We start from the raw sequence: 24,691 nt of genomic DNA, 5'->3' as shown, positions 1-24,691 counted from the left end.
GTGATAGAGGTATGTACATTGGACATGTTAAGGACACTCCTGAAAAAGATACGGGATTTGAAGGAGTGACGATAAGGTGGCTTATAAGCCCTAAAGTTGGGGCAAAGAACTTTGCCATGAGGTACTTCGTTATGAAGAAAGGAAGTGAAATACCTGTTCACCAGCACGATTGGGAGCACGAGATCTTCGTCGTGAAGGGCGAAGGCTACTTAACCAAGGATGGAAAGAATTGGTTTAAGGTCGTTCCCGGAAGCTACATCTACATCCCTCCAAACGAGCCTCACGGCTACAAGAATGAGGATTCTGAGACTTTTGAGTTTGTCTGCCTAATTCCTGCTAAGAAGGAGGCTATCCCAGAGGATGAGTGGGCTGAGTGACCTTAACCTTTATTAATTCTTTACACGTATCTGTGTATGTAAGTTGGATTTCGTAGGTGAGAAACTAATGGATTCGAGGGATGCAATAGAAAAGTTAGAGTCCCTGCTGAGGATTATAGGTCTGAAAAGGAATGAGATTAGGATATATAAGCTTCTTGTTGAGAAGAGGAAAGGAATGAGAATAAGGGAAATCCAGAAGGAGCTAGGCATTAGTGAGAGGAGCGTTAGGGAGCACGTTCTGAATCTGTACAGAAAGGGTCTCCTGAAAAGGGAGCTAATTCAGAGAGGCTGGTTAGGCTACATATACACTCCCGTGCCACCCGGTGAAATACTTCAGAGGATCAAGTCAAGTATAATACAGAAAATAGAGGAACTTGAGAGGGAATTTATGGAGTGAGATAACTTTTTTAAAGCCCAATTTAGTGGGTTTTAGCTATGCCTGGTGTAGATGAAATAGACGAGATAATAGCGAGAGAGCTCAGAAAAAATGGTAGGGCTACCCTCACCGAGTTAGGAAAGAAAGTTGGCCTAACTCCCTCTGCCATAAAGAATAGGATTGAAAAGCTTGAGAAGCTTGGTGTAATAAAAGGATATTCCGCAATAATTGATCCTTCTTTCTTTGGCGAGTTCATAACTGCTGTAATTGAAATTGAGCTTATAGAGCCAGATTCCCATGAACTTGAATCCCTCCTAAGACCAATTTTAAAGATGAGGAACATAGTTGATGTCTACAAAAAAACTGGGGAGTTTCAACTTGTAATTAGGGGCACATTTAGGGACGTTGAAGCTTTGAATGGCTTTATACGCGACATAAGGAGAACTTACCTCAAAAACCTCGCTAGAAGGACGAGGGTTTCAATAGTCTTGGAGAACTTTAAAGAGAGTGGGGTCATCTTAAAGTAGGTGGTGAGATGCTGTTCGTAATAAGGAAGGGGAGGAAAAAGGGTGAGCTTGAGGCTTTTGTCATTGAAAATCCCCCGGAAAAGATATCTCAAATAAGGAACGTTAAGGCTGATCGTGTTTTAAGGCTAATAATGCGAGACAACAGGCTATTCAAGGTCCTCGAGGGCAGTCAGTACAGGAATCCTAAAGAGATTGAGAAGATGCTGAGGAGTTCCAGGATAATCCTGGCGGATGCCCAGGAATGGGAAGAATACTTCAAAAGGAAGCTCATGAACAAGAACGTTGAGAAGGCAAGTTTATGCAGGCTGTGCTTAATAAGAGGGGAGATAACAGTCCTCACAGAGGGCAACAGGATAAAGTACAGGGATGAGTACATCTGCGAGCGTTGCGCCGAGGAGGAGCTTAAGGCGGAACTCAGAATGAGATTCAACTCAATAGGGATGTTTGAGCAGGCCAAAAAGCTTCTTGAGAAGTTCAGGGATCTGGATAAAGTACTTTACGCCTTCGATCCAAGATTTGACCCGACAAAGCATCCAGAGGTTACCAAGTGGGACGAGCTTAAGGCCAAGCACATTAAAGTTGAAAGGATGAGCATTGATGACTTGAACGTTCCTGAGAAGTTAAAGGACGTTCTAAAGCTTGAGGGCATAAGGGAACTCCTGCCCGTTCAAGTTCTTGCGGTAAAGAAGGGCCTCCTTGAGGGAGAAAACCTCCTTGTTGTTTCAGCCACGGCAAGCGGCAAAACGCTCATAGGTGAGCTGGCCGGAGTTCCCAAGGCCCTTGAAGGCAAGAAGATGCTGTTCTTGGTTCCCTTAGTTGCTCTGGCCAACCAGAAGTACGAGGACTTCAAGAGGAGGTATTCCAAGCTTGGCCTTAGGGTGGCGATAAGGGTTGGAATGAGCAGGATAAAGACAAAGGAGGAACCTGTGGTTGTTGATACTGGGATTGAGGCGGATATAATAGTGGGAACCTACGAGGGAATTGACTACCTCCTGAGGGCTGGAAAGAGGATAGGCAACGTTGGAACCGTTGTTATAGACGAGATTCACATGATAGATGACGAGGAGAGGGGGCCTCGTTTGGATGGTCTAATTGCGAGGCTCAGGAGGCTCTATCCAAAGGCCCAGTTCATAGGGCTGTCCGCTACAATAGGAAACCCCGAGGAGCTTGCAGAGTCCCTGGGGATGAAGCTGGTTCTTTACGATGAGAGGCCCGTCGATCTGGAGAGGCACATAATAATAGCTAGGAACGAGAGCGAGAAGTGGAGGTATATAGCAAAGCTGTGCAAGGCTGAAGCGATGAGGAAGAGCGAGAAGGGCTTTAAAGGGCAGACGATAGTTTTCACGTTCTCACGGAAGAGGTGTCATGAACTGGCCTCTTTCCTAACCGGCAAGGGATTAAAAGCTAAGCCCTACCACTCAGGGTTGCCCTACAAGCAGAGGAAGATAACGGAGATGGAGTTTCAGGCCCAGATGATAGATGTTGTCGTTACAACCGCGGCCTTGGGGGCCGGGGTTGACTTTCCCGCGAGTCAAGTGATATTTGAAAGCCTCGCGATGGGTAACAAGTGGCTTACCGTCAGGGAGTTCCACCAGATGCTTGGGCGAGCGGGAAGACCTATGTACCATGAGAAGGGCAAAGTTTACTTAATAGTAGAGCCCGGGAGAAAGTATTCGGCTCAGATGGAAGGTACTGAAGATGAAGTAGCATTAAAGTTGCTCACCTCTCCTATAGAGCCTGTATTTGTTGAGTGGGGAGAGGAGCTTGAGGAAGATAACGTTCTGGCCCACGCCTGTGTTTTCAACAACCTTAAGGTCATAGAGGAAGTTCACTCACTAATGTTGGGGGCCAGCGAAAGCGCTTCTGAAGTGCTTAAGAGGCTCGAGGAGAAGGAGATGGTTCGGGTTAGGGGTTCGAGGGTTGAGGTTACGCCCTACGGAAGGGCCGTAAGCATGAGCTTCCTCCTCCCAAGTGAGGCGGAGTTCATAAGGGAGAACCTTAGAAAGATTGATCCTTTAGGCATCGCGATAAAGCTATTCCCTTTCGAGAACGTCTACCTTCCCGGCTTTCTTCAGAGGGAGATAGAGTCTGCGGTGAGGGGCAGGATAAGCTCCAACCTATTCTCCAGCTCATTTGCAGCCGTCCTTGAGGAGCTCGACAAGATAATTCCCGAGATAAGTCCTAATGCGGCGGATAGGCTGTTCTTGATTTATCAGGACTTCTTCAACTGTCCAGAGCAGGACTGCACTGAATTCGCGATGGAGAGGATAGCTAGGAAGATCGTGGATCTGAGGGTTGAGGGCAGGGAGCCCTCAAAGATATCGGAGTACTTCAGGAAGATCTACGGTCTGATAGTCTACCCAGGGGATGTCTTTACGTGGCTGGATGGGATAATAAGAAAACTCGAAGCAATCGAAAGAATTGCGAGAGTTTTCAATGCGAGAGATGCCTTCAATGAGGCTTCGGTGATTAGGAGGGAGATTGAGGAGGGAAGAAGGTTTAAAGTTAGTGGTAGAGATAAAATGGTGGGAGGGAGAGGAAGTTGGATGAGGAGCAAAAGAGGAGGACAGTGAAGGAAGGGGATTTCGTTCTTCCTGGGGACTACCTCGGTGTGATAGAGGAGTACCTTCCTGGGGATGGGGTCATAGTCGAGGATGGCAACCTCTATTCGGCAAGGGCTGGCTGGGTGAAGATAGACAAGGACAAGATAGAGATAAGCCTCAAGCCTGCATCCTCCACACCACCAATCCCGAAAGTGGGGGACATAGTGTACGCTAGGGTTATAGATGTTAAGCAGCAGGCCGTTCTCCTGAGGATGATAAAGATTGAAGGCAGGGACAACAGAGAGATAGCCACATCAAAGCTCGCCGGAATACATATCTCTCAGGTCAAGGACGGCTTCGTTGAGGATTTGAAAAACGAGTTTAAGATAGGAGACATAGTAAGGGCGAGAGTTATAACAGATGAGAAAAGCCCGATCCAGCTGACGACAAAGGATCCTGACCTTGGGGTTGTCTACGCTCTCTGCTCCAAGTGCAGGACTCCCCTAGTTAGAAAGGGCAACCAGCTCGTCTGCCCGAAGTGCGGGAACGTTGAGACGAGAAAACTTTCCACACTCTACAGGAAGGTGAAACTATGAGGGCCAAGAAGGTCATAGTCATCCACGTGAGGGATGACGTCGAGAAAGAGGAGTTCATGAAGGAGGTTCAAAGATTAAATCTCTCTGCATTCGTCTACATCCACGGCAAGCTAAACTCCCTTAAGGTTAACGTTCAGGGAACCAAGGATGAGATAAGGGAGGCCCTAAGGGCCATTAGGGAGGCCCACAAGAGGGTTAGGGGGAGACTCCATCCTGACAGACAGGGGCTCTTCACGTACTCTCCGGATGACATATTCAGGGAAGCTAGTGCCAACGTTTCCCTTCCTATTCTGATAAGGGCTTTAGAGCTGATGGGAGAGAGGGTCGAAGTAAAGGATGAGTACATAAAGACTTCAATGCCTTGGAGGGAGATCGTCGAGCTCGTGAAGAAGCTCAACGAGGTCGTAAACCAGATAGCCCTACAGACCACGAGACAGATCAGGGAGGTAGTTGCTCCGGTCTCAGTGGTTTACGACATCGACCCCGAAGAGCTCCTTGACCTTCTCGTCGATTTGAGGTTGGCCGAGTACAAGGAGGATAAGTTTAAATACGAACTAATAAAGAACAAGGAGCAGGCCTTAGAGGAACTCTTAAGGTATCTTGAGGGTGAGGATGATGAAGATAGAGGTCATAAAGAAGGAGGAGAACCTGCTTGAATTTTACTTGGAAGGTGAAGATCACACGTTCGCCAACTTGCTGGTGGAGACTCTCAGAGAGAATCCTCACGTCAAGTTCACGGCTTACACGATAGAGCACCCAGTAACAATGGCGAGGAAGCCTAGATTCAGGGTAGTTACTGACGGGAAAGTTACCCCCGAGCAGGCCCTAGAGGAGGCGGCGAAGAAGATATTCGAGAGGGCCAAGGAAGTCCTTGATGCTTGGGAAAAGGCGATAAAGAAATGAGAGTTTTGGATTTATTTGCTGGAGCTGGGGGCTTTTCTCTCGGCTTTAAACTTTCTGGGTTCGAGATCGTTGGTGCGGTAGAGAACTTCAAGCCCAAGGCCAAGACCTACTCCTATAACTTCCCTGGGGTCAAAGTTGTAGCCCAGGATATAAAGCTGGTAGATCCCAGGGAGTTTGGGGAGGTAGACGTTGTAATTGGAGGGCCTCCATGCGAGCCCTTTACTGCTATAAGTCAGAGGAGAATGGAAGAGCCCGGGGACAGGTTGTACAGGGATCCCATTGGAAGGCTAGTTTTGGAGTTCATAAGGTTCGTTAAAGTTCTAAAGCCTAAGGTCTTCGTCATGGAGAACGTTCCTCAGATTATGGAAGTCGAGAAGTACTTAAGGAAGGAGTTTGAGAAAGCTGGGTACGATGTTTACTTCAATGTACTAAATGCTTTAGACTATGGTGTTCCCCAGATCAGGAGGAGAGTATTTATATCAAACATAGAGCTCAAGCCCAGGAAGGTTAAGGGCCCTAGGAAAGTTTGGGACGTTCTCAAGGACGTTCCCATAAATGCTCCAAACAACGAGCTCTGGAGCCCTCCGGGAAAGGTTGGAAGGAAGATACCCTACCTGAGATGGGGCCAGGCTGCACAGAGGTTTGGAAGGTTCCAGAACTGGGTGAGGCTCCATCCCTACAAGCCCGCTCCAACCGTTAGGGGAAACAGCAGGTTCATTCATCCCTTCGAGGACAGGCCGTTAACTGTTAGGGAGCAGGCGAGGCTGATGGGCTTTTCCGATGACTTCGTTTTCCTGGGAGGGAGAAAGGTTCAGTTCGACAGCATCGGTGAGGCCGTCCCTCCTCCCCTTGCGAAGGCTATAGCTGAATTCATTCTTCGGGAATTCAGCTTATAATCTATAGCAGGAGTTTGCCACTACGAACGTTGAAAGGAATATTAAGGTCAAAATCAGCGGGAAGTTGCGGTTAAACACTTTCTCTTCCCCCACGCATCAGCTCTTCTATATCGCTTAGGTCAAAGGCTAGTTTAAAATCCTCTTTCGTTCACAAATTTTATAATCGCGGTTATTATAATCATAATTATAGTTCTGGACTTCGAAGGGTTAATAAGCTAGATGCTACATCCACCCTTGGTGATAAACGTGCAGAGGAAGGGAATTCTTATAATTATAGACGGCCTTGGGGACAGGCCCATAAAGGAATTCAACGGCAAAACGCCCCTTGAATACGCCAACACCCCAAACATGGATAAACTTGCTAAAATCGGAATTCTCGGCCAGCAGGATCCAATAAAGCCCGGCCAGCCGGCTGGAAGTGATACCGCCCACTTGAGCATCTTCGGCTACGATCCCTACAAGACGTATAGGGGAAGGGGCTTCTTTGAGGCATTGGGTGTTGGCCTCGACTTGGATGAAGACGATCTCGCTTTCAGAGTAAACTTCGCGACCATGGAGAACGGCATAATAGTTGACAGGAGGGCAGGCAGGATTAGCACTGAGGAGGCCCATGAGCTCGCCAAGGCTATTCAGGAGCAGGTCGATATAGGTGTTGACTTCATATTCAAGGGTGCAACAGGCCACAGGGCCGTCCTCGTCTTAAAGGGAATGGCCAAGGGCTACAAGGTTGGAGAGAACGATCCCCACGTTGAAGGAAAGCCTCCTCACAAGTTTGACTGGGAAGACGAGGAGAGCAGGAAGGTTGCCGAAATCCTTGAGGAGTTCGTAAAGAAGGCTCACGAGGTCTTGGAGAAGCACCCGATAAACGAGAAGAGAAGGAAGGAAGGGAAGCCAGTCGCAAACTACCTCCTGATTAGGGGAGCTGGAACTTATCCCGATATTCCTATGAAGTTCACGGAGCAGTGGAAGGTTAAGGCTGGGGCAGTTGTTGCAGTAGCGTTAGTGAAGGGAGTTGCAAGGGCCATAGGCTTCGATGTGTACACTCCTGAGGGTGCAACAGGAGAGTATAACACCAATGAGATGGCGAAGGCCAAGAAAGCTGTAGAGCTGTTGAAGGACTATGACTTCGTGTTCGTCCACTTCAAGCCTACTGATGCAGCTGGTCACGACAACAATCCAAAGCTTAAGGCTGAGATGATAGAGAAGGCCGATAGGATGATAGGTTACATAGTTGACCACGTTAACTTTGATGAGGTCGTTATAGCAATAACTGGAGACCACTCAACGCCATGTGAGGTTAAGAATCACAGCGGTGATCCGGTGCCCCTCCTGATTGCGGGAGGAGGAGTTAGGCCAGACTACACGGAGAGCTTTGGTGAAAGGGAGGCAATGCGTGGAGGGCTTGGAAGGATAAGGGGTCACGACATAGTGCCCATAATGATGGATCTCATGAACAGGAGTGAGAAGTTTGGGGCTTGACCTTTTTGCTTCTTCTTATATTCACCTCCACTTACTCTAGCCCTGGGAAAAAGGATATTCCGCGTTCAATTCCTCGCCAATTGTAGGTGTTTGGATGAAAGAGCATCAATTACAGTTCAACCTGTAGCAAATAGATCTGTAATTTTTATTACAGTTTTTACTGTAATCATTGGGAATTTAGACTTCCTCAAGCTTCTTTCTGGTTTCCTCTGTATCCTTCTTTACGTCTTCAAGCATTTTCTTGAGGTTATTAAGTTCAAGCTTAAGCTCGTTTAACGTTTTATTAGCTTGATAAACTGCGAATATCAAGATGACGAGAATTATCAACTCGATAGCTACAGAAATCCAACCACTTGGAGTTGAACCTCCCCAAGGCATGTTCACACCTCCAATCCTTTTATCGTTTCATTATCTATAACTATCCTAAACTTCTTTGCCCTATAATACTTCTTCGCTCTGGGATCTCCCTCTTCCAACCTAAGCTCGCTCTCCACTAATCCCGCTTTTTCAAGCTTCCTTAAGTGGAGGTACAGGAGTTGCCTAGAAATGCCGAGAACCTTGGCTAGCTCATAAACGTACCACTCCTTCTCGCAGAGAAGCTTGAGAATTTTAAGTCTGACGGGGTTTGCCAGTGCATCCGCGATCGTCACTAGCTCCTCCGCTTTTACCATGGTTATCATTCCCCACTATACTGCCCTCCTTATTATTTTTTAGGAAAAGAAGAAAAGGTTTATCCACGAAGTTCATTGATAATCTCTTCAAGCATTGCCTTCAGCTCTTCCCTGTCGAGTCCATATTCGTACTCTATCTCTGCAAGCTTAGTTTCTGGTGTGCACTCAATGCCCTTTTCCCTTAGCTTTTCTATTAATGCGTCAACTGAAACGTTGAAGTAGTCGGCGAGCTCTTGAACGGTATAGTACTTCAGCATTTGGCCCGTTATCGGGCTTTCTTCCTCGTATGACTCTGAGGTATCTTCGCTTTCTTCAGCTGTATAGTTGGCAAAGGCTATGTATCCAGCGGACAGCACAATCAGGGATAGGAATATCCCAGCTATTCCCCTTATCTTTGACTTTTTCAGGCCCATCCTGAGCATCGTTATCATGCTGTTGAATCCTATGAGCAGGTGAAGGGCTACTAAACCTATCATCACGAATCCAAGGTAGGTATGTATGGTTTCCCATGAGTCCTTATTTAATCCTAGGAAAGTCCAGCCTATGGATTCTGCAATTCTACCGCTTGGGGCTAAATGAAGGGCTATTCCAGAGATTGCAATTATGATGAACGTTATGGTGAGCAAAAGATCGATTATACCTCTAATTAATGCAGAAGCTTTCATAATACCTCACCTCAAAAATATAATCAGTGGAAGGGGCTCCTACCCATTCCGGGCCCTCTCCCTCTCTTCATTCCGAACATCTTCCCATGGCCGTGCCCATGTCCTTCACTTGAAAGGATCTCATTTACCTGGTCTTCATTTAGTACTTGGGGCTCATAGCTCACTCCTCTAATCTCGAGGTTCCTGACGAAGGCTCTCAGGTGGTTCTCGCTGCCCCTCATGAGGTTCTCGAACACCTGAATTATATCTTGGTTGTCGACCTTGGTGAGCCACTCCTCCAAATCCTTAATGTCCGTCTCCTCTATTAACGCTCCAACCTCTAGTGCTTCAACTTCGTTTGTTGCCATGCTTGTGAGCTTGTTGTAGAGTTCTTGGAGCTCTTGGTTCTCAAATACACCGACTTCATCCAGCGTTGAGGGTGCGGTTAGGTTGTACTTCTCTATCAGCATTAGTACGGCATCCATGTGCCTCTGCTCACTCTGAGCTATCATCTCAAATATCGTGAGGTTGTACTCCTCGTACAATGTTAAGTAGACGTCCCTCGCGAGCTTCTCCTCTTCAATCATGTAAAGCAGGGCTTCCTTTTCTTCTTCGCTCAGCTCGCCGGTGTAGGCGAGGTTCAGCTGAGGGGCTCCTGGGTAGGGCCCAGGCTCTCCCCTGTACGCTGCTACGCTACCAACTATAAACCCAAGGAGTGCCAGCAGGAGCACCCCAATACCCACCAACTTCTTCCTCATGTTCATCGACCTCCTTCATATGTAAGCTTCATGTTACATATGCATGCTGAAGTTTATAAAGCTTTCGGTCTTAGGTTGGGTGATGATAGTAGTAATGGCGGGCGGAAGGTCAAGCAGAATGGGGAAGGAAAAGCCCGTTCTGAAAGTCGGTAGGGTGCCGATGGTGCTGAGGGTTTACGAAGAGGTTAGCAAAGTTGATGAGAGCATTGTGGCCGTTTCTAGGCATACCCCTAAAACTAGGGAGCTGTGCATAAAGGAAAGGATTGAGTTCATTGAAACTCCTGGGGCCGGGTACGTTGAAGATATTAATTACCTGTTGAGGGAGCTTGGTCCTTTCATAAGCGTTTCCTCTGATTTGCCTTTTATTAAGGCCTCAGACGTTTATGAAATTAAGAAGGAGTTTAATGGAAGGATAAGCTTAACTGGTGTTTTGCCCTTGAGTTTAGTCCCCAGGGATCTGAATCCCGTCGTGTACAGGGGATACGCTATAGTTGGTGTGAACGCGGTGGGAGTTGAGGGTGAAGAATTCTTCATCCTACATAATCCGCTACTCGCTTTGAACGTTAATACACCCTGGGATCTTGAGCTCGCCAACAGGATAGCGGGTCTTGTGCGTTAGTTTTCACTATCTGTATAAAATCCGACTTCCGAATGGTTCTCTCCTTTAAGTAGGTAGCTCACTCCCCATACATAGTCTATCATTTTCCTAGTGGCGTACCTATCGAGTCCTGCAACCACCATCACATACTTCTCTCTATCCCACGGATTTCTTATTGTTTCAATAACGCCATAAACATCTTTTGGGGCCTGTGAGTTTGGTGAAATGAGCTCTAGGTTGTCCTGCCTAATTAGGAATGCTGTTGCATTAATACTGGGGCAGGGATTTATCTACTAGAGTTTGGACAAACTTAACGGCCTCATGACTTTTGTACGGGCCAAAGTACGTTAGAACATCTTTGACGTATTCGGGGGGAGCAACTATAAAGGGATCGCTTCCGTTGAACGCGAGAATGTACAAAACCCCAAAGAGCTCGAGGTTTGGGTTTGTCTCAACGACTACTGTGCCATTACTCGCTGAACACGCCCATGGTATCTGAGCCATAAGAAGTAGTAGGAGAAGCATGATAATGATAGTCCCGCGGGCCTTCATGTTATGAAAATAGCTTCATGCTTTAATGAGTTAAGGAACAAAAGCAGAACTTACTCAGCCATAAAATAAAAGCCGACCTCAATATAGCTATCACTCTCTATGGCATAGCTCTGCCTCCATGGGAAGTAACTGACGTTCTTTGTTCCGTACCTATCGACGCCCGCAATTACGAGAATGTAGTTGTTCCTGTTCCAGGGGTTCTTTAAAATCTCCATGAACCCATATGCATCCTTTAGTGCATTAAGACCTGGATAAACCTTGGTTATGTTGCCTGAAGCTATTCGGAAGGACTTAATAGTTCCGACGGCTGTGGAGTTCCTGACGATTGTCCACGAACCATTGAACGTGAATTTTATCGGTAGGTTATCATTTAGCTGGGCCGTAATTTTGTTTGCAACCGGCCCGCCTATCAGGATTAGGTTCTGCTTGAGGTCATCCTCGGTAAGATCTTTGTCGGCCTTAACCTCAATCCTGGGTGAGTATCCGTACATCATCTTTAATTCCCTTTCAAAGCGCCTCTTCACAGCATAGGCAGTCTCCTTATCGGCTTCAGTACCGCTTTTGTCAGGGTTCTGGGTTCCGTAGACAATTATTATAGTTCCCGTATACAGGGATCTGGATACAAAATGGAATCCAACCACTGGAACGGATCGTTCATAGAGCCTGCTAATGTTTTTCGGAGTTGCCCATCTTTTCATGTCTTCCGTTATCTTTTGAATATGCAGGTAAAGCGTTCCATTTCCAAGCTCCTGAATCCCCTCGAATATGTTTTCCAGCGGGAACATCATGTATGAGAAGGATAGCCTCCTCATTTCTATGTAGTCATCAGGTATGCCACACTTTAGGGCAACGTGCTCGGAAACGGCTTCGGCGAACACCTGTTTGAAGTATGAAGAGGCCGTGTATGAGGGAAGGGGGAGCTTATTTCTAACGGCGCCTAGATAGTAACTCAGGTTCTCAAAGTTTTCATGGTTTTTATTGACTAAATCTTCAACGAATGGCCATGCAAAGAGGTGTGTCATTGCCAAGGCTCTCTCATAGAAGGAGAAGTTGCTGTGGTAGTATGCCTCCCCGATGTAGTATATGGTCTGATTGCGAATGAGCCTGTGGGGATGTATCTTGAGAGAATACGAAACCTCTGCCCTGAAGCTGTATGTACGCCCGAACAGCTTCTCGTATTCGTTTGATGCACACTCCAGAATCCGCTCCAGTTTAGAGCTCATCTTCACGTATTCATTCTTGTGGGCGTTGTAGAACGCCATGAAGTTGCTCTTTCTTGCGAAGTCCGCGAGCTTCTCAAGCTCTCCTAGCTCCGTCTCATTCGGGAGATAATTAAGGAAGACAAGCCTGTCGCTGAACTTCATTATTAAATACTCTCGAACGTTAGCTGGTAACGATTTATCGGCGACTCTGCGAATGAATTCAACGGCTTCATGGTCTTTATAGGGAGCGAAGTACGTCAGAACATCCTGAATGTATTCCTGGGGAGCATAAATGAAAGGATCACTGCCGTTAAAGGCCAGAATGTAGAGGACTGCGAAAAGCTCTAGGTTTGGGTTCACATTCACTTCAACTTCTGGTAGTAATGCCTGCGCAGGGAGCGTGGCGATGGCCATCATTACTATCAGGATCACCACCCTCAGGCGCAACATGGGCTTATATATGAGGAATTATTCATAAATATTGTTATTTGCACCCTGGGAGAGTAATCAGTGGGTGGTTTCCATGAAGGATCTCAAGGTCATAGGTAACGACAAGGTTACCGCGATAGGAATGGGAACCTGGGGAATTGGAGGTAAAGAAATCCCGGACTATTCTCGTGACAAGGAGGCAGTTGAAGCATTGAGATTTGGGATAGAGCTGGGCATTAACCTTATCGACACGGCAGAGTTTTATGGGGCCGGCCACAGCGAGGAGTTGGTTGGAGAGGCCATAAAGCCCTACGACAGGGACGAGCTTTTCATAGTTAGCAAGGTATGGCCTACTCACTTCGGCTATGAATCGGCTAAAAAAGCTGCAAGGGCAAGCGCAAAGAGGCTCGGGACTTACATAGATCTCTATCTACTTCACTGGCCTGTTAGCGATTTCAGGAAAATAGAGGAAACCCTTCACGCGCTGGAGGATCTCGTGGATGAGGGACTCATAAGGTACATTGGGGTAAGCAACTTCGACTTGGAACTCCTTAAGCGCTCCCAGGAAGCTATGAGGAAGTACGAGATAGTCGTGAACCAAGTGAAGTACTCGCTTATGGACAGGACCGCCGAGGAAACTGGCCTGCTTGATTACATGAAGAGGGAAAAGATAACGCTTATGGCCTATACCCCTCTCGAGAAGGGTATTTTGGCGAGAAATAAGTGCCTAGCGGAGATAGGGAAGAAGTACAACAAGACCGCAGCCCAGGTTGCTCTGAACTATTTGATATGGGAGGAGAACGTTGTCGCCATTCCAAAGGCCCTGAAGAAGGAGCACATAGGGGAAAACTTTGGTGCGATGGGCTGGAGATTGAGTAAAGAGGACAGGAAGAAGGCTAGGATGTGCGTTTAAGAAGTGGGTGGTGATTTCGTGGCTTATTTGGTTGAATTCAGCTACATCTGTCCCCACTGCGGTAAAGCAGTAGAGGAAGATCCACTATAGTTCTTGGAAAGCGAAAAATGTGAGGTTGAAGTCTTTAAATGCCCTCACTGTGGAGGGAAGTTCAAAGTCGTGGCCGTGGGGATTAAGGACATAAATCCTAAACGGGGGAGATAGAAACCTTCGAGTGCGATATTGACGTTGAGTACGAACATGGAGATTTTGGGCCTTATTGTTCCAAGTGCCTCAACTTCATTCCCTGGAATGCCCTTCCGGACGAGGGACTTTTTAAGTGCCCGCACTATGGTGCTGAGTTGAAAGTTGAGTGGATAAGCCTTGAGGAGTTCAAAGAGATTCTTGATTCTCAAGATTGAGAAAGTGTTTAAATAAATCATTTGCGGAGGTTTTAATGTGAGGGTTTATGGGTATTGAAGTCCAGAACAATAAAATAGTAATTAGACGTGAACTCAGCGAACTTGATAAGTTCGTGCTTGACGTGGTGAATTTGGTGGGAAGGTATGCTCGATACGTTATAGTTAGTGGATACGTCATGATATTGCTTGGTCGTTCCCGAGGTACCGAGGACGTTGACTTCATAATTGAAGAACTACCGAGAGAGAAATTCCTTAAAATGTGTGGGGAGGCAGAAAGACATGGCTTTGAATTTCTGAACCCTGAGGACTGTGACGGGCTTTATGAAATGCTTAGGGAAAAATTGGGAATAAGATTGGCCAGAAAAGGAGAAATAATACCAAATGCAGAGATAAAGTTTCCTAAGGATGAGTTCCATAGGGAGGCCCTTGAGAATAGGCTTCTAGCTGAGCTCAATGGCAGGGCAATCTACATATCCCCGATAGAGCTTCAAATAGCCTACAAGCTTTACTTGGGCACGGACAAAGATTTGGAGGATGCTTTTTTCTTATATGAGCTTTTCAAAGAGAAAATTAACAGGAGGGCCCTCGATGAATATGCAAGAAGGCTCGGAGTTAAAATCAAATTCTAAGCGGGATATGGAGGAAAGACTGGCCTTCATAAAGCTTTACGTTAAAAAGCTGAAGGAAAATCCTGACGAGGTTTTTAAGCAACAGGTAAAGCTGGTAAATTCCTTTTTAGTATCGGCCAAAAACTTTCCGCTGAGCAAGGAAGAGTACTTGAGGATGAAGGGAGAATTACGGGATTAAACCATTCTAACAGCTTCGTTCAGAGGGAGTATCTTTACCCTATCCTCAATTTTCCTAATTAACTTTTTATCACCCGTCAGAATCGGCGTTGCTGTGGCCATGGCTAGGGCAACATAAGGAACGTCCTTGGGATCGGACATATCCTTTTTGCTTCCTCTAAAAATTCCTCGTAAACATCTCTATCAATTGTAATTATCTGTTCTCCGATTTTCTCTAAGAGGAATTCAACTTCTTCGTGACTGAGACGAGTGATCTTGACTAATTTAGTATGGAGCCTCTTCAATTCTTCCCAAAAGTAATCTGGTACAAGGAATTCGAAAGTCCTTAATATGTGATTTTTCACAAAAAGTTCTTGAGCGGCTCCTCTGTTGTAGAGGGCCGAGAAAACGACGTTATAGTCAAGAACTACCTTCATCACAACACTCCATGCCTCCTCGCAACGGCCTCTGCTAGCTCCTCTGCTAGTTTTCTCCCATCTTCCTCAGACAGCTGAGACTTCTGAAAAATCTCCATGAGCTTCTCAGCTTCCCTTATCCTCTCCTCTATTTTCTTGGCAACTTCTACAGCTATCATGCGCCTGACAATTTCCTCGAAATCTTTTCCGAGACCTTCTGGAACTTTCACCTTAATCACAACCTCAACCTCTCCCATGCCGTTACCCCCAATAAGAAGTGTGCATCCTTATTCGAATACCTTTCTTCCTAGAAATCATCCAATTCCAAAGCTAGATAACCTCTTTCCCTTAACGTTTCCTTTTTCTCGATCTTTTTAGCAACTAAGCCGTAGAGTTTGTCCCACTCCTTCAACTCAACAAGTTCGGCTTTCCTTTCCAGTTTTTCCAGTATCCTTTTTGCATCCCTCTCACTTAGCTCTCTCCACTTCACTTCAACGAAGAGAGCTTTCTTCTCCCTCTCATTCAGGGCAACAATGTCAATTTCCTCGTTTTTGTGCCACCATCTTCCGATTTTGGTGAATCTAAAGGGCAACTCTCCGGCCTCATTCAGCTCGATCAATAGTTGTCTCGCAATCTTTTCGAAGATCCATCCAAGATATCTGTTGAAATTTCTTTCAAAGTTTCCAATGGCTTCATCAGGAAGTCCAATCTCTATCTCTTCCTTAAAGGGATGTACAAAGGTGTAGTAAAAGGCGAAATAGTTGTCGCTGATATAGTAGCGGGAGTTCCTAAATTTTCTCTTTGGCTTTTCCGTTACTGGTGCTTCCCTACCAACTATTCCGAGGTTTAGGAGTATGCTAAGGTATCGGGTTAGTTTTGAGCTTTCGAGTCCTGTTGCGTTCTTCAGCTCGTTGAACGAGCGATAGCCGTAGCTTATCGCCTCGAGTATTGTATTGTAAGTGCTAAGGTCGCGAAGCTCATAGCGGAGCAGATACTCGGCTTCCTCGTAGAGAAATCCCCTATTGAAGAACTCCTCTTTTGCATTCTCCTCTGGCGATAATGAAGGATCTAAGCGAAGTAGGTACTCTGGAATTCCATCGACCATTCCGTAAACTTTCACAAGATCTTCAAGGCTGTAGCCTGGGAAGAACTCGTAGATGTTGTGGAACTTAAGCGGTTCTACCTTCAGGGAGAGAGTTCTCCTTCCGTAGAGTGGACTGCCGTATGATATCAAATCCTCCATCATTGAGATGCTGGAACCACAGAGGACTATGCTTCCTTTTCCTCTGAAGTCTAGATGTTCCTGTATTATACCAAGGATGCGAGGATAGTTCTTGGCCAAAATCTGGAATTCATCAAATATTATAACTACATCTTCAGGAAGTCGCTCAAAGAACTCATCAAATGACTTAATTGGATGCTTCAGCAGGGAAATGTCGTTTGTAAGTGAGAAGAGCTTCGCGTTGAGTGTCTCTAAAGTTTCGTGGATTTCTTCCTCCTTGCAGAGGTGATAAAGAGTCCTAAAGTCCTTTGATACCTCGATTAGGAGCCTTGTCTTTCCGACTCTCCTCCTTCCGTATACTATAACGAGGGATCCTCTCCTGAATGCTTTCCTAAGTATCCTTAGCTCTTCCTCCCTGTCGACGAACTTTTGTGTAATCATGATTATATAATCAAGGTTATATATTTAAAACTCTTCCGATAAACACATCTGTCGAACAATTTTCTTAAACGTCCTAACTTAACCTAGGTTAAGGTGGGACTAATGAAAGGTTACAAGGGGAAAATTCTCAGGGTCGATCTGACAAGCGGTGAGATTTCAATAGAGCCCCTTAAGGATAATGTTATAGAGAAGTTCGTCGGCGGGAAGGGGCTCGGCTATTATCTCATGTACAAGGAGGTTCCCCCAGGAACAGACCCTTTCAGTCCGGGAAATAAGTTGCTCTTTGTCCCCGGGGCCCTAACCGGTCTAATCCCAGGATCCAGTAAGGTCATAGCCGTGAGCAAAAGTCCCGAGACTAGGCTGATAAGTGATTCGAGCGGTGGAGATGCCTTCGGGCCAAAGCTCAAGGGCCACTTTGATGCCGTGATAATAGAGGGAAGTGCTGAAGAGCCAGTTTACATCCACATCTACGAGGGCCAGGCCGAGATCAGAGATGGTGGGGAGCTGTGGGGGAAGGGAGTTTACGAGGCAACTAACGAGCTCTGGAGGAAGTATCCAAAGGCCAGCATAGCGATGATAGGGAGGGCCGGAGAAAACAGGGTGAGGATAGCGAACATAGTTTACGACTCAGAGAGGGCCAGTGGAAGGGGAGGCCTTGGGGCAGTGATGGGTAGCAAGAATCTTAAAGCCGTGGTGGTTGAGCCCGGCGAGAAGCCTGAGGTAGCTAATAAAGAGGAGTACGAGAAGCTCTGGAAGGAGTACTACGATTCCTATGCCACCGATCCCAAGTACGAGCACACTCGCAATTACGGAACCACGGATGGCCTTAGGAGCTCTGCTTCCTTGGGAATGAGCCCTGCTTACAACTTCTCGAGGCCCTACATTCCCGACGAACTGGCGAGCAAATTGGCTGGGGATGAGGTTAAGAAGTATGAGATAGAGCCGGAATGGTTCATCCACGGAAAGAGCTGTCCGATTAAGTGCGCCCGTTATGTAGAGGTTGAGTATAAGGGCAGGAGGATAAGGGTGAAGCCGGAGTACGAGAGCATAGCCATGCTTGGTGCCGCAACGGGTGTATTCAACTTTCCGGCGGTGGCGTACTTCAACCGCCTTGCCAATGACCTAGGTCTCGACAGCATAGCCGCTGGAAACGTCATAGGCTGGTTCTTTGAGCTTGTTGAGAGGGGATTAATAACGGAGGAAGAGATAGGATTTAAGGTCAGGGGATTTGGGGATGAGGAGGCCGAGGAAAAACTGCTCATGCTAATAGCCGAGAGGAAGGGTATTGGAGCGGTCTTGGCGGAGGGAGTTAAGGGGGCCTGCGAGATCCTCGGGAGGGGTTGCGAGTTTGCGGTTCACGTTAAGGGCCTAGAAGCTCCAGCGTGGGATCCAAGGGGCAGGAGGACTTACGCCTTAAGCTATGCAACGGCCGACGTTGGGGCCTCCCACATGAGGGGCTGGCCGAGGCCCCATCAGCTGCCAAACCAAGGGCCCGCCAAAGAGCTGGTTCCCTCGTTAATAGAGGCCAGGGACGAGAGCTACATCTTCGACATGCTTGGTGTTTGTAAGTTCGTTCCCTACAAGCTTGATGATCTCGCTAAGTTCTACTCCATAGTCACGGGAAGGGAGTGGAGCATTGAAAAGCTAAGGAGAGTCGCTTGGGCAGTAGAGAGCATAGCGAGGATTCATAATGCTTTGGACTGGGTAACTCCGCCTTTAGATGACGTCATACCACCAAGGTGGTGGGAGCCAGAGCCCGATGGACCCGCCAAGGGTAATAAAGCATTCATAGACTACAATGACTTCCTTGAGGCGAGGAGGGAGTTCTACAGGCTCAGGGGATGGCATGAGGAGCTCGGCGTTCCACTGCCTGAAACAATGAAGAAGCTTGGCTATTCAGAATTCAGGGAAGATGCTGAGAGGGCTTTGGAGGTCGTGAGGGGGAGGCTTTAATCAATTTTTTAAAGTATCATCCTCAGGGCCACAACTACCAAAAACCCAGCGAAAACCTTTTTGAGGGTCTCTGGGTGCGCTCTGTGGGCAGTAGTGGCCCCAAGGTAACCTCCCACTATCAGTCCTGGGGCTAAGGTTAAGATCATCCTGGGGTCAACATGGCCCAACCTGTAGTGCTCTATGCTCCCGGCGAGCGCCGTAAAGAAAAGGGCGAGGCTTGAAGTTCCTATGGCGTACCTCATTGGTATTCCCGCCAGAGAGTGGAACAGCGGAACGTTTAGAACTCCACCACTTATCCCCAGGAGACCGCTCATAGTTCCGGACACAATACCTATTATTGGGATTGCCCTATAGTTCACACTTCTATTCTCCTCGCTATTTTCGCTCTTCTTCAGGAGGGTGTAGGAGAGGTACAAGAGTAGAATCCCAAACGCTATCCTGAGGACTTTCTCAGGCAACAGGGACGAGGCGTAAGAGCCTATAATGGCTGAAGGAACGGAAAATACCTCCTTTAACAAAACAACCTTGGGCAACACAGAGTCCCTTCTTAGATGAGTTACGGCCGAGGAGAAAGAGCTTACCGTTATGCATGCCAAGCTCGTCCCTATTGCGAGGTGAATGGGCTTCCCCAGGATAACTAGGGCCGGAACTATCAGGAAACCTCCTCCTATCCCGAGGAGCCCAGCAAGGAAACCTATCCCTAACCCAAGGATTACAAACTCGAGCATCAGTACTGCTCCCTCATCGTTCTTATTACGGGGTCATGAATTAGGGTTGAGGTTATACTGTCAACCATCCTGAAGAACTCCTCTTTCCCCTCCTCCAAGCCTAGATTTTGAGCTTTCATTATCTTTAGTTCTCTACCCAGGATCCACTTCCCTAGGATTATCTTTTCCCTCCCCTCTTTCCTGGCATCTATCCTAACTAAACCATAGGGAATGTCCGCCGTCCACCAGTTCGCCTTGAAAGTTACCTCCCATCCGGCTTTTTTCACGGCTTCTTCCAACTTTTCCATGGTGTCTAGAGGGCCGTATGGGGTTTTAAAAGTAATAACAAGCCACAGCCCTTCCTTATCTATGTTCTCCCTAACTACATTCTCTAACATTTTTCATACCCCCTTGGTTAATGCTCCAAGCAAGAAACTTATAACTGCTATGAATGTAGCCATCTTCAAACTCTTCTGTGCTTTGCTGGCCTTCCTGGGATCCTTTAGGACATCAATGCTTGCTTTAAGTATCATTGCATCAACTATAACCATTGGAGCGTATCCCAGCCCTATCCCGACCTTAATCGGAAGGAATGAAGTTATGACTGTGGCGAAGCCAAAGACTGAGGCTATTATTCCGGCCTTCTTTTCTCCTAGGATTATTGGCAGGGTTTTTGCCCCCATCTCCCTGTCCCCTTCAACGTCCTCAATGTCCTTCATGATCTCCCTCGCAACGTTAACGAGGAACGCGCATACAGCAAGATATCCGGCAAGCCCTATCCTTCCTACTCCAACAGCTCCATAAATTGGAGTAACTCCAGTTAGCGTAGCCACGGCTAAATTCCCCACGAAAGGAAGGGGCTTGAGCTTCCACGCGTACAGGAACGTTAGAGCGTAAGCCCCTAACGCGAAGAGGAACGCTCTAATCCCTAGAAAGTACGCCAAGATTAGCCCAATTAGGTACTGGAGTAACGCATAATACAATGCTATCTTTCTGGGAATTGCTCCCCTGGGTATCGGCCTCTCCGGCCTGTTTATCCTGTCTATCTCGTAGTCAAAGTAGTCATTAATTGTGTTCCCTGCAGAACAGCCGAAGTACACAACCAAAAATATCAAGGCCAGCTGGTTAATCCCAGGGATTCCTTCGTAGGCAACTAAGGCACCCAAAATGCCAACTATTCCAGCTAGGATGCAGTTGTGGGGTCTCATGATCTCGATGAAAGCTTTGCTCTCCACTTTTCCTCCCATCTTAACATTGGAAAAGTGTAAATAAGGTTAATGGGAAACCTTTTCCGGTGGTAAAATGAAGGTTCTAGTAACAGGAGGTGCGGGGTTCATAGGCTCTCACCTAGTGGATGCACTGATGGAGAAGGGATATGAGGTAAGGGCTCTCGATGACTTGAGCGCTGGAACCCTCGAGAACGTAAAGAGATGGCTCGATCACGAGAGGTTTGAGTTCATAAAGGGGGATATGAGGGATCCTGGGGTTGTGAAAAAAGCCGTTGAGGACGTCGATATTGTATTCCACCTTGCTGCGAATCCAGAGGTTAGGATAGGCTCCCAAAGTCCCGAGCTCCTTTATGAAACGAACGTGCTGATAACTTATAACCTCCTTCAAGCCATGAGGAATTCCAATGTTAAGTACCTGATCTTTACCTCTTCCTCGACGGTTTACGGTGATGCGGAGAAGCTTCCAACTCCAGAAGACTATGCTCCTCTCGAACCAATAAGCGTTTATGGGGGAGCTAAGCTGGCAGCTGAGGCCTTGATAAGTGGCTACGCTCACACCTTTGACTTCAACGCTCTGATAATTAGGCTCGCAAACATAATAGGGAAGAGATCCAACCATGGGGTTATATATGACTTCATAAACAAGCTGAAGAGGAATCCGAAGGAGCTTGAGATTTTAGGGGACGGAACGCAGAGGAAGAGCTACCTCCATGTGAGCGACACGATTGAGGGGATGCTCACGATATTTGAGCACTTCAAGAGAGAGGGCAAGAGGGTCGACTTTTACAACTTGGGTAACGAGGACTGGATAACCGTTAGGGAGATAGCCCAGATAGTCAGTGAAGAGATGGGCCTTAGTCCTGAGTTCAAATTCACGGGCGGTATTGATGGAGGAAGGGGCTGGAAGGGCGACGTTAAGCTGATGCTCCTCGATATAAGCAAGGCTAAGAGGACTGGCTGGAGGCCGAGGCTGAACAGCTACGAAGCCGTGAGGAGAACCGTTCGGGAGTTGCTAGGGAAAGATTTATAAGTGGCCTCTTTAACCCGATGACAGTTAAAAAGAAAAACCTTCCCTTCTGGAGGTGTGGGAGTTGGCACAGGCGGTTGATATGAAGTTCGAGATACCCGTATGTACTTCATGCGGAAGGGAGATCACGCCTAGGGAGCATGCCACTCACTTCGTCTGCCCCAACTGCGGTGAAGTGATAATCTGGAGATGTGAAACCTGCAGGCTTCTAGCGAAGCCTTACAAGTGCCCGAAGTGCGGATGGGAGGGACCCTGAATGAGCGATTTCAACCTTGTTGGGGTTATTAGGGTAATGCCAAGCGACCCCGAGGTAAACCTTGATGAGCTTGAGGAGAAGCTTAAGGCAGTGATCCCAGAGAAGTACGGCCTTGCAAAGGTCGAAAGGGAGCCAATAGCATTCGGTTTAGTGGCTCTAAAGTTCTACGTTCTTGGAAAGGATGAAGAGGGCTACTCATTTGATGAAGTTGCGGAGAAGTTCAAAGAAGTGGAGAACGTAGAGAGCGCTGAGGTTGAGACGGTATCGAGGATTTAAAGGCTCAGGCCTAAACTCAGCTTGGGCCTCTTCCACTCGTCGAGCATCGCCTTTAGATCCTCGTTCTCTATTTTTCCATAAAGCTCCTCGAACTCTTCTCTTGCCTCTTCATTTCCAAGCCTCCACTCTGCAAGCTTCTCTATCGCATGGAAGAAGTGTCTCGTATCGTCCTCAAAGAGCTCGGCGAATAGTGGGGCTACTTCCTTTAGGGCCTGATAGTTTGATTCGTTGAAGAGCCCCTCAATGAATTCGAGGACTGACTCGAATGCAACTCCATAGAGATCCTCATCACTCTCCGCCCTCTGGAGGGCCTTTCTTAAGCTTAGTGCTGCCTTTTTATTCTCTCCTCTTCCCGCGTATATCTCGCTCTCGACGAGCCTTGAGTGAACCTCTATCTCCTCATCTATGGGGTTCCTTAGGACTTCTTGTATAAGCTCCATAGCCTTCTCATAATTTCCCAGCTCATAGTGGAAATGAGCTAAGTCAATCAGGCTTATAAGGTAGTTTTTCTCATCGTTCAATTTCGCAAATATGTCTCTGGCTTTTTCCATTATCCTTATTGCCTCTTCCGTTTCTTCAAGCTCATCCCTAACAATCGCGATGTTTGCGAGTGTTAGTGCCTTCTCCTTCTCATTCCCTAGCTCTTCCTCTACTTTGAGGAGTTCCTCATAAGTTTTGAGAGCTTCCTCGGGCATTCCAAAGTGCTCATATGCATCAGCTAGATAATAGAGCGCTTCTGCATATTCCTCCCTATCTCTGTCTTTTCTTTTTTCAACGACACTCTTGTATAACTCTATTCCCTTTTCTATTTCCCCTAAGTGCTCATATGTGTGTGCGATTTCGTGGATTAAGTCGAAATCCTCGCAGTCTATTGCAACCTGTCCTGCTCTCTCTAACTCCCTTTTCAGCTGTTCTTCATCTTCTATTGTGTCTAGGTAATCGTCAAGGATTTCGAGGAGCTTTTCACAGTTCTTTTCCTCTATCGCATTCTCCCACTCTTTTGCAATATCTTTCATCTTTATCCCCACTTAGGCTAGCCTAACTGATATTAAAAATGTTAGGATTTATGTCAAAAATCTAAGATAAATCTTTTCAGATTGAAATTGACATGTCTAAAGCCTATTTTGCAAAAATGAAGTTTCAGAGGGGAAAAATAAATAAAGGTGTGTACATTTTATATACTTTGGTGAGTAAACATGAAGAAGGCCGTGGGGATTTTAGGAGCTCTTCTTTTAGTTGCGGCCGTATTTGCCAGTGGATGCATTAGCGGAGGAGGACCAACGAAGATTGTGTGGGCTTCTACCCAGTTGAATCCGCCAGAAGAAAGGGCCTTTGTTCTGAATGAGCTTATTCCACCCTTCAAGGATAAGACTGGCATCGATGTTGAGTTCGTACCGATAAGCTATTCTGACCTAGCAACGAGACTTGAAGGTGAGGAGCAGTCTGGAAAAGTCACTATTGATGTCGTTGCAGACCTTCACGGTGGCCTTGACTACTTCAACGCTAAGGGATGGCTCACTGACTTAAGCAGTAAGATAAAGACCCTGCAGGGAAGGACGTTTATAGAGAGCTATATGAAGTATGCCACTGACAAGAATGGCAAGGTGTTTTACGTTCCATGGATGAGTGCTACCTACGTTATGGTAGTCAATAAGGAGGCATTCAAGTACCTCCCATCTGGACTCACCGAACAGGATGTTATCCAGGGTACTGACAAGTGGACTTACGATGCCCTCCTTGCATGGCTTAAGAACATCTATGAGAAGACTGGAAAGAAAGCCTTTGGACTTCCAGCTGGGCCAAAGGGATTATTACACAGGTTCATACACGGTTATCTCTACCCAAGCTTTACAGGATATGAGGCTAAGAAGTTCGATAGCCCTGAGGCCATAGAGATGTGGAATTACTTTAAGGAGCTTTGGAAGTACACTAACCCAGCATCAACGACGTGGGATGCAATGTCTGATCCACTTCTACAGGGCGAGGTATGGATAGCTTGGGATCACACAGCCAGAATAAAGAATGCTATCGTTACTAAGCCTGACAAGTTCGTTGTAGTCCCAGTCCCAAGGGGACCAAAGGGCAGGGGGTTCATTGTAGTGCTTGCTGGGCTTGCGATTCCAAAGAACGCTCCACATCCAGATGAGGCTTGGAAGCTCATTGATTATCTAACTCAGCCAGAGACCCAAGTTAAGGTTCTAGAGAAGGTAGGATTCTTCCCAACAGTAAAGGAGGCTGCCGATGCCGTTCCAGAGGGACCGCTTAAGATCCTCGTTAAGGGCGTCACTGCACAGTCATCAACGAAGGATGCCCTAGTTGTTATGATTCCCAACCTTGGTGAGAAGGGTGGTGAGTTCAGTGGAATATACAGGGAGGCTTTCAAGAGGATTGTTCTCCAGGGTGAGGATCCACAAAAGGTTCTCAGCGAACTAGGTCCGAAGCTTCACAGCCTCTTCAAGGAGAAAGGCATTCCTGAGCCGTGATTTTCTTCTTTTTCTTCTTTTTAATTTGGAG

General features: G+C 47.0%; 31 protein-coding genes and 1 pseudogene. 18 read left to right on the top strand and 14 right to left on the bottom strand.

Going from position 1 to position 24,691, the window contains the following annotated elements; genetic code table 11:
* Nucleotides 1–11 precede the first annotated feature (11 nt).
* The 9 genes from A3L04_RS00710 to A3L04_RS00670 all read left to right on the top strand — a co-directional run bounded on the left by A3L04_RS00710 (nucleotide 12) and on the right by A3L04_RS00670 (nucleotide 7,697).
* Nucleotides 12–377: a cupin domain-containing protein gene (locus A3L04_RS00710; protein WP_068575797.1), complete on the top strand. Its 366-nt coding sequence runs from the start codon at nucleotides 12–14 to the stop codon at nucleotides 375–377.
* 67 nt (nucleotides 378–444) lie between these two features.
* The gene (locus tag A3L04_RS00705) at nucleotides 445–774 is read left to right on the top strand and encodes a transcriptional regulator (RefSeq protein WP_068575795.1); all 330 of its coding nucleotides are present in this window, start codon (nucleotides 445–447) and stop codon (nucleotides 772–774) included.
* Between the two features lie 38 nt (nucleotides 775–812).
* Entirely contained in the window at nucleotides 813–1,280 is a 468-nt protein-coding gene (locus A3L04_RS00700) for an Lrp/AsnC family transcriptional regulator (protein WP_068575793.1), read from the top strand.
* Between the two features lie 8 nt (nucleotides 1,281–1,288).
* Nucleotides 1,289–3,853 carry a DEAD/DEAH box helicase gene (locus A3L04_RS00695; protein WP_068575791.1) on the top strand — a complete coding sequence of 855 codons (2,565 nt, stop codon included), beginning with the start codon at nucleotides 1,289–1,291 and terminating at the stop codon, nucleotides 3,851–3,853.
* Entirely contained in the window at nucleotides 3,823–4,419 is a 597-nt protein-coding gene (locus A3L04_RS00690; protein ID WP_068575788.1) for an exosome complex RNA-binding protein Csl4, read from the top strand. The genes A3L04_RS00695 and A3L04_RS00690 overlap by 31 nt, the downstream gene beginning before the upstream one ends.
* Nucleotides 4,416–5,075, top strand: a complete 660-nt coding sequence (locus A3L04_RS00685) for a DUF2067 family protein (protein ID WP_068575786.1) — start codon at nucleotides 4,416–4,418, stop codon at nucleotides 5,073–5,075. Before A3L04_RS00690 ends, A3L04_RS00685 begins: the two co-directional genes overlap by 4 nt.
* Nucleotides 5,035–5,322 (top strand): DNA-directed RNA polymerase subunit L, encoded by a 288-nt coding sequence (locus tag A3L04_RS00680; RefSeq protein ID WP_068575785.1) that lies wholly within the window; start codon nucleotides 5,035–5,037, stop codon nucleotides 5,320–5,322. Before A3L04_RS00685 ends, A3L04_RS00680 begins: the two co-directional genes overlap by 41 nt.
* Nucleotides 5,319–6,218 (top strand): DNA cytosine methyltransferase, encoded by a 900-nt coding sequence (locus tag A3L04_RS00675; protein ID WP_068575783.1) that lies wholly within the window; start codon nucleotides 5,319–5,321, stop codon nucleotides 6,216–6,218. The genes A3L04_RS00680 and A3L04_RS00675 overlap by 4 nt, the downstream gene beginning before the upstream one ends.
* A gap of 246 nt (nucleotides 6,219–6,464) precedes the next feature.
* Nucleotides 6,465–7,697: a 2,3-bisphosphoglycerate-independent phosphoglycerate mutase gene (locus A3L04_RS00670; RefSeq protein ID WP_231963876.1), complete on the top strand. Its 1,233-nt coding sequence runs from the start codon at nucleotides 6,465–6,467 to the stop codon at nucleotides 7,695–7,697.
* A gap of 177 nt (nucleotides 7,698–7,874) precedes the next feature.
* Here the strand turns inward: A3L04_RS00670 and A3L04_RS00665 are convergent, their stop codons facing one another.
* The 4 genes from A3L04_RS00665 to A3L04_RS00650 are packed head-to-tail and all read right to left on the bottom strand — an operon-like array spanning nucleotide 7,875 to nucleotide 9,770.
* Complete coding sequence (locus A3L04_RS00665; protein WP_068575779.1) at nucleotides 7,875–8,075, bottom strand: hypothetical protein; 201 nt, start codon at nucleotides 8,073–8,075, stop codon at nucleotides 7,875–7,877.
* A gap of 2 nt (nucleotides 8,076–8,077) precedes the next feature.
* Nucleotides 8,078–8,377 carry an ArsR/SmtB family transcription factor gene (locus A3L04_RS00660; protein WP_394326723.1) on the bottom strand — a complete coding sequence of 100 codons (300 nt, stop codon included), beginning with the start codon at nucleotides 8,375–8,377 and terminating at the stop codon, nucleotides 8,078–8,080.
* A 50-nt stretch (nucleotides 8,378–8,427) separates the two neighbouring features.
* Nucleotides 8,428–9,033 (bottom strand): DUF4405 domain-containing protein, encoded by a 606-nt coding sequence (locus tag A3L04_RS00655; protein WP_068575777.1) that lies wholly within the window; start codon nucleotides 9,031–9,033, stop codon nucleotides 8,428–8,430.
* Nucleotides 9,034–9,056: 23 nt separating this feature from the next.
* Entirely contained in the window at nucleotides 9,057–9,770 is a 714-nt protein-coding gene (locus A3L04_RS00650) for a DUF2202 domain-containing protein (protein ID WP_068579400.1), read from the bottom strand.
* A gap of 82 nt (nucleotides 9,771–9,852) precedes the next feature.
* Between A3L04_RS00650 and A3L04_RS00645 the strand changes: the two genes are divergently transcribed.
* On the top strand, nucleotides 9,853–10,389 hold the full coding sequence (locus A3L04_RS00645; RefSeq protein WP_068575775.1) for an NTP transferase domain-containing protein: 537 nt from the start codon (nucleotides 9,853–9,855) through the stop codon (nucleotides 10,387–10,389).
* Here the strand turns inward: A3L04_RS00645 and A3L04_RS11370 are convergent.
* The 3 genes from A3L04_RS11370 to A3L04_RS00635 form a co-directional block, all read right to left on the bottom strand.
* Nucleotides 10,386–10,511, bottom strand: a complete 126-nt coding sequence (locus A3L04_RS11370) for a hypothetical protein (protein ID WP_269451351.1) — start codon at nucleotides 10,509–10,511, stop codon at nucleotides 10,386–10,388. The two genes, A3L04_RS00645 and A3L04_RS11370, sit on opposite strands and share 4 nt — an antisense overlap.
* Before the next feature lie 124 nt (nucleotides 10,512–10,635).
* Nucleotides 10,636–10,920, bottom strand: coding sequence for a hypothetical protein (locus tag A3L04_RS00640; RefSeq protein ID WP_157092386.1), 285 nt, complete (start codon nucleotides 10,918–10,920; stop codon nucleotides 10,636–10,638).
* A gap of 50 nt (nucleotides 10,921–10,970) precedes the next feature.
* The gene (locus A3L04_RS00635; RefSeq protein WP_162287185.1) at nucleotides 10,971–12,554 is read right to left on the bottom strand and encodes an S-layer protein; all 1,584 of its coding nucleotides are present in this window, start codon (nucleotides 12,552–12,554) and stop codon (nucleotides 10,971–10,973) included.
* 91 nt (nucleotides 12,555–12,645) lie between these two features.
* On the opposite strand from A3L04_RS00635, the gene A3L04_RS00630 reads away from it, so the two are divergent.
* The 3 genes from A3L04_RS00630 to A3L04_RS00620 all read left to right on the top strand — a co-directional run bounded on the left by A3L04_RS00630 (nucleotide 12,646) and on the right by A3L04_RS00620 (nucleotide 14,672).
* Nucleotides 12,646–13,464: an aldo/keto reductase gene (locus A3L04_RS00630; RefSeq protein WP_068575770.1), complete on the top strand. Its 819-nt coding sequence runs from the start codon at nucleotides 12,646–12,648 to the stop codon at nucleotides 13,462–13,464.
* Between the two features lie 448 nt (nucleotides 13,465–13,912).
* Nucleotides 13,913–14,494 (top strand): hypothetical protein, encoded by a 582-nt coding sequence (locus A3L04_RS00625; RefSeq protein WP_068575768.1) that lies wholly within the window; start codon nucleotides 13,913–13,915, stop codon nucleotides 14,492–14,494.
* Between the two features lie 7 nt (nucleotides 14,495–14,501).
* Nucleotides 14,502–14,672, top strand: coding sequence for a 14-3-3 family protein (locus A3L04_RS00620; protein WP_231963805.1), 171 nt, complete (start codon nucleotides 14,502–14,504; stop codon nucleotides 14,670–14,672).
* On the opposite strand, the pseudogene A3L04_RS00615 reads toward A3L04_RS00620, so the two are convergent.
* The 3 genes and pseudogenes from A3L04_RS00615 to A3L04_RS00605 form a co-directional block, all read right to left on the bottom strand.
* Nucleotides 14,669–15,087: pseudogene (locus tag A3L04_RS00615) on the bottom strand (PIN domain-containing protein). The gene A3L04_RS00620 and the pseudogene A3L04_RS00615 sit on opposite strands and share 4 nt — an antisense overlap.
* Nucleotides 15,087–15,323, bottom strand: a complete 237-nt coding sequence (locus A3L04_RS00610; protein ID WP_068575763.1) for a hypothetical protein — start codon at nucleotides 15,321–15,323, stop codon at nucleotides 15,087–15,089. Before A3L04_RS00610 ends, A3L04_RS00615 begins: the two are co-directional and overlap by 1 nt.
* Nucleotides 15,324–15,373: 50 nt before the next feature.
* Nucleotides 15,374–16,729, bottom strand: a complete 1,356-nt coding sequence (locus tag A3L04_RS00605; protein ID WP_068575761.1) for an ATP-binding protein — start codon at nucleotides 16,727–16,729, stop codon at nucleotides 15,374–15,376.
* 102 nt (nucleotides 16,730–16,831) lie between these two features.
* On the opposite strand from A3L04_RS00605, the gene A3L04_RS00600 reads away from it, so the two are divergent.
* Nucleotides 16,832–18,682 carry an aldehyde ferredoxin oxidoreductase family protein gene (locus A3L04_RS00600; protein WP_068575757.1) on the top strand — a complete coding sequence of 617 codons (1,851 nt, stop codon included), beginning with the start codon at nucleotides 16,832–16,834 and terminating at the stop codon, nucleotides 18,680–18,682.
* Nucleotides 18,683–18,690: 8 nt separating this feature from the next.
* On the opposite strand, the gene A3L04_RS00595 is transcribed toward A3L04_RS00600, so the two are convergent.
* Genes A3L04_RS00595 through A3L04_RS00585 form a run of 3 tightly spaced genes read right to left on the bottom strand, consistent with a single transcriptional unit; the run spans nucleotide 18,691 to nucleotide 20,624 of the window.
* Nucleotides 18,691–19,410 (bottom strand): sulfite exporter TauE/SafE family protein, encoded by a 720-nt coding sequence (locus tag A3L04_RS00595; protein WP_068575751.1) that lies wholly within the window; start codon nucleotides 19,408–19,410, stop codon nucleotides 18,691–18,693.
* Nucleotides 19,410–19,787 (bottom strand): ribonucleoside-triphosphate reductase, encoded by a 378-nt coding sequence (locus A3L04_RS00590; RefSeq protein WP_068575748.1) that lies wholly within the window; start codon nucleotides 19,785–19,787, stop codon nucleotides 19,410–19,412. The genes A3L04_RS00595 and A3L04_RS00590 overlap by 1 nt, the downstream gene beginning before the upstream one ends.
* Before the next feature lie 3 nt (nucleotides 19,788–19,790).
* Nucleotides 19,791–20,624, bottom strand: a complete 834-nt coding sequence (locus tag A3L04_RS00585; protein ID WP_068575746.1) for a geranylgeranylglycerol-phosphate geranylgeranyltransferase — start codon at nucleotides 20,622–20,624, stop codon at nucleotides 19,791–19,793.
* 67 nt (nucleotides 20,625–20,691) lie between these two features.
* Between A3L04_RS00585 and A3L04_RS00580 the strand changes: the two genes are divergently transcribed.
* The 3 genes from A3L04_RS00580 (at nucleotide 20,692) to A3L04_RS00570 (ending at nucleotide 22,177) form a co-directional block, all read left to right on the top strand.
* Nucleotides 20,692–21,648, top strand: a complete 957-nt coding sequence (locus A3L04_RS00580; protein ID WP_068575743.1) for an NAD-dependent epimerase/dehydratase family protein — start codon at nucleotides 20,692–20,694, stop codon at nucleotides 21,646–21,648.
* A 79-nt stretch (nucleotides 21,649–21,727) separates the two neighbouring features.
* Complete coding sequence (locus A3L04_RS00575) at nucleotides 21,728–21,901, top strand: zinc finger domain-containing protein (protein ID WP_068579397.1); 174 nt, start codon at nucleotides 21,728–21,730, stop codon at nucleotides 21,899–21,901.
* Entirely contained in the window at nucleotides 21,902–22,177 is a 276-nt protein-coding gene (locus tag A3L04_RS00570) for an elongation factor 1-beta (RefSeq protein ID WP_068322730.1), read from the top strand.
* Here A3L04_RS00570 and A3L04_RS00565 read toward each other — a convergent pair.
* The gene (locus A3L04_RS00565) at nucleotides 22,174–23,193 is read right to left on the bottom strand and encodes a tetratricopeptide repeat protein (protein WP_068575741.1); all 1,020 of its coding nucleotides are present in this window, start codon (nucleotides 23,191–23,193) and stop codon (nucleotides 22,174–22,176) included. The two genes, A3L04_RS00570 and A3L04_RS00565, sit on opposite strands and share 4 nt — an antisense overlap.
* A 180-nt stretch (nucleotides 23,194–23,373) precedes the next feature.
* Here A3L04_RS00565 and A3L04_RS00560 point away from each other — a divergent pair, with 180 nt between their 5' ends.
* Nucleotides 23,374–24,660 carry an ABC transporter substrate-binding protein gene (locus A3L04_RS00560; protein WP_068575739.1) on the top strand — a complete coding sequence of 429 codons (1,287 nt, stop codon included), beginning with the start codon at nucleotides 23,374–23,376 and terminating at the stop codon, nucleotides 24,658–24,660.
* The last annotated feature ends 31 nt before the right edge of the window (nucleotides 24,661–24,691 follow it).

Source organism: Thermococcus chitonophagus (genome assembly GCF_002214605.1).
GTDB lineage: Archaea > Methanobacteriota_B > Thermococci > Thermococcales > Thermococcaceae > Pyrococcus > Pyrococcus chitonophagus.
This window is presented reverse-complemented; position numbering and strand designations above follow the sequence as displayed.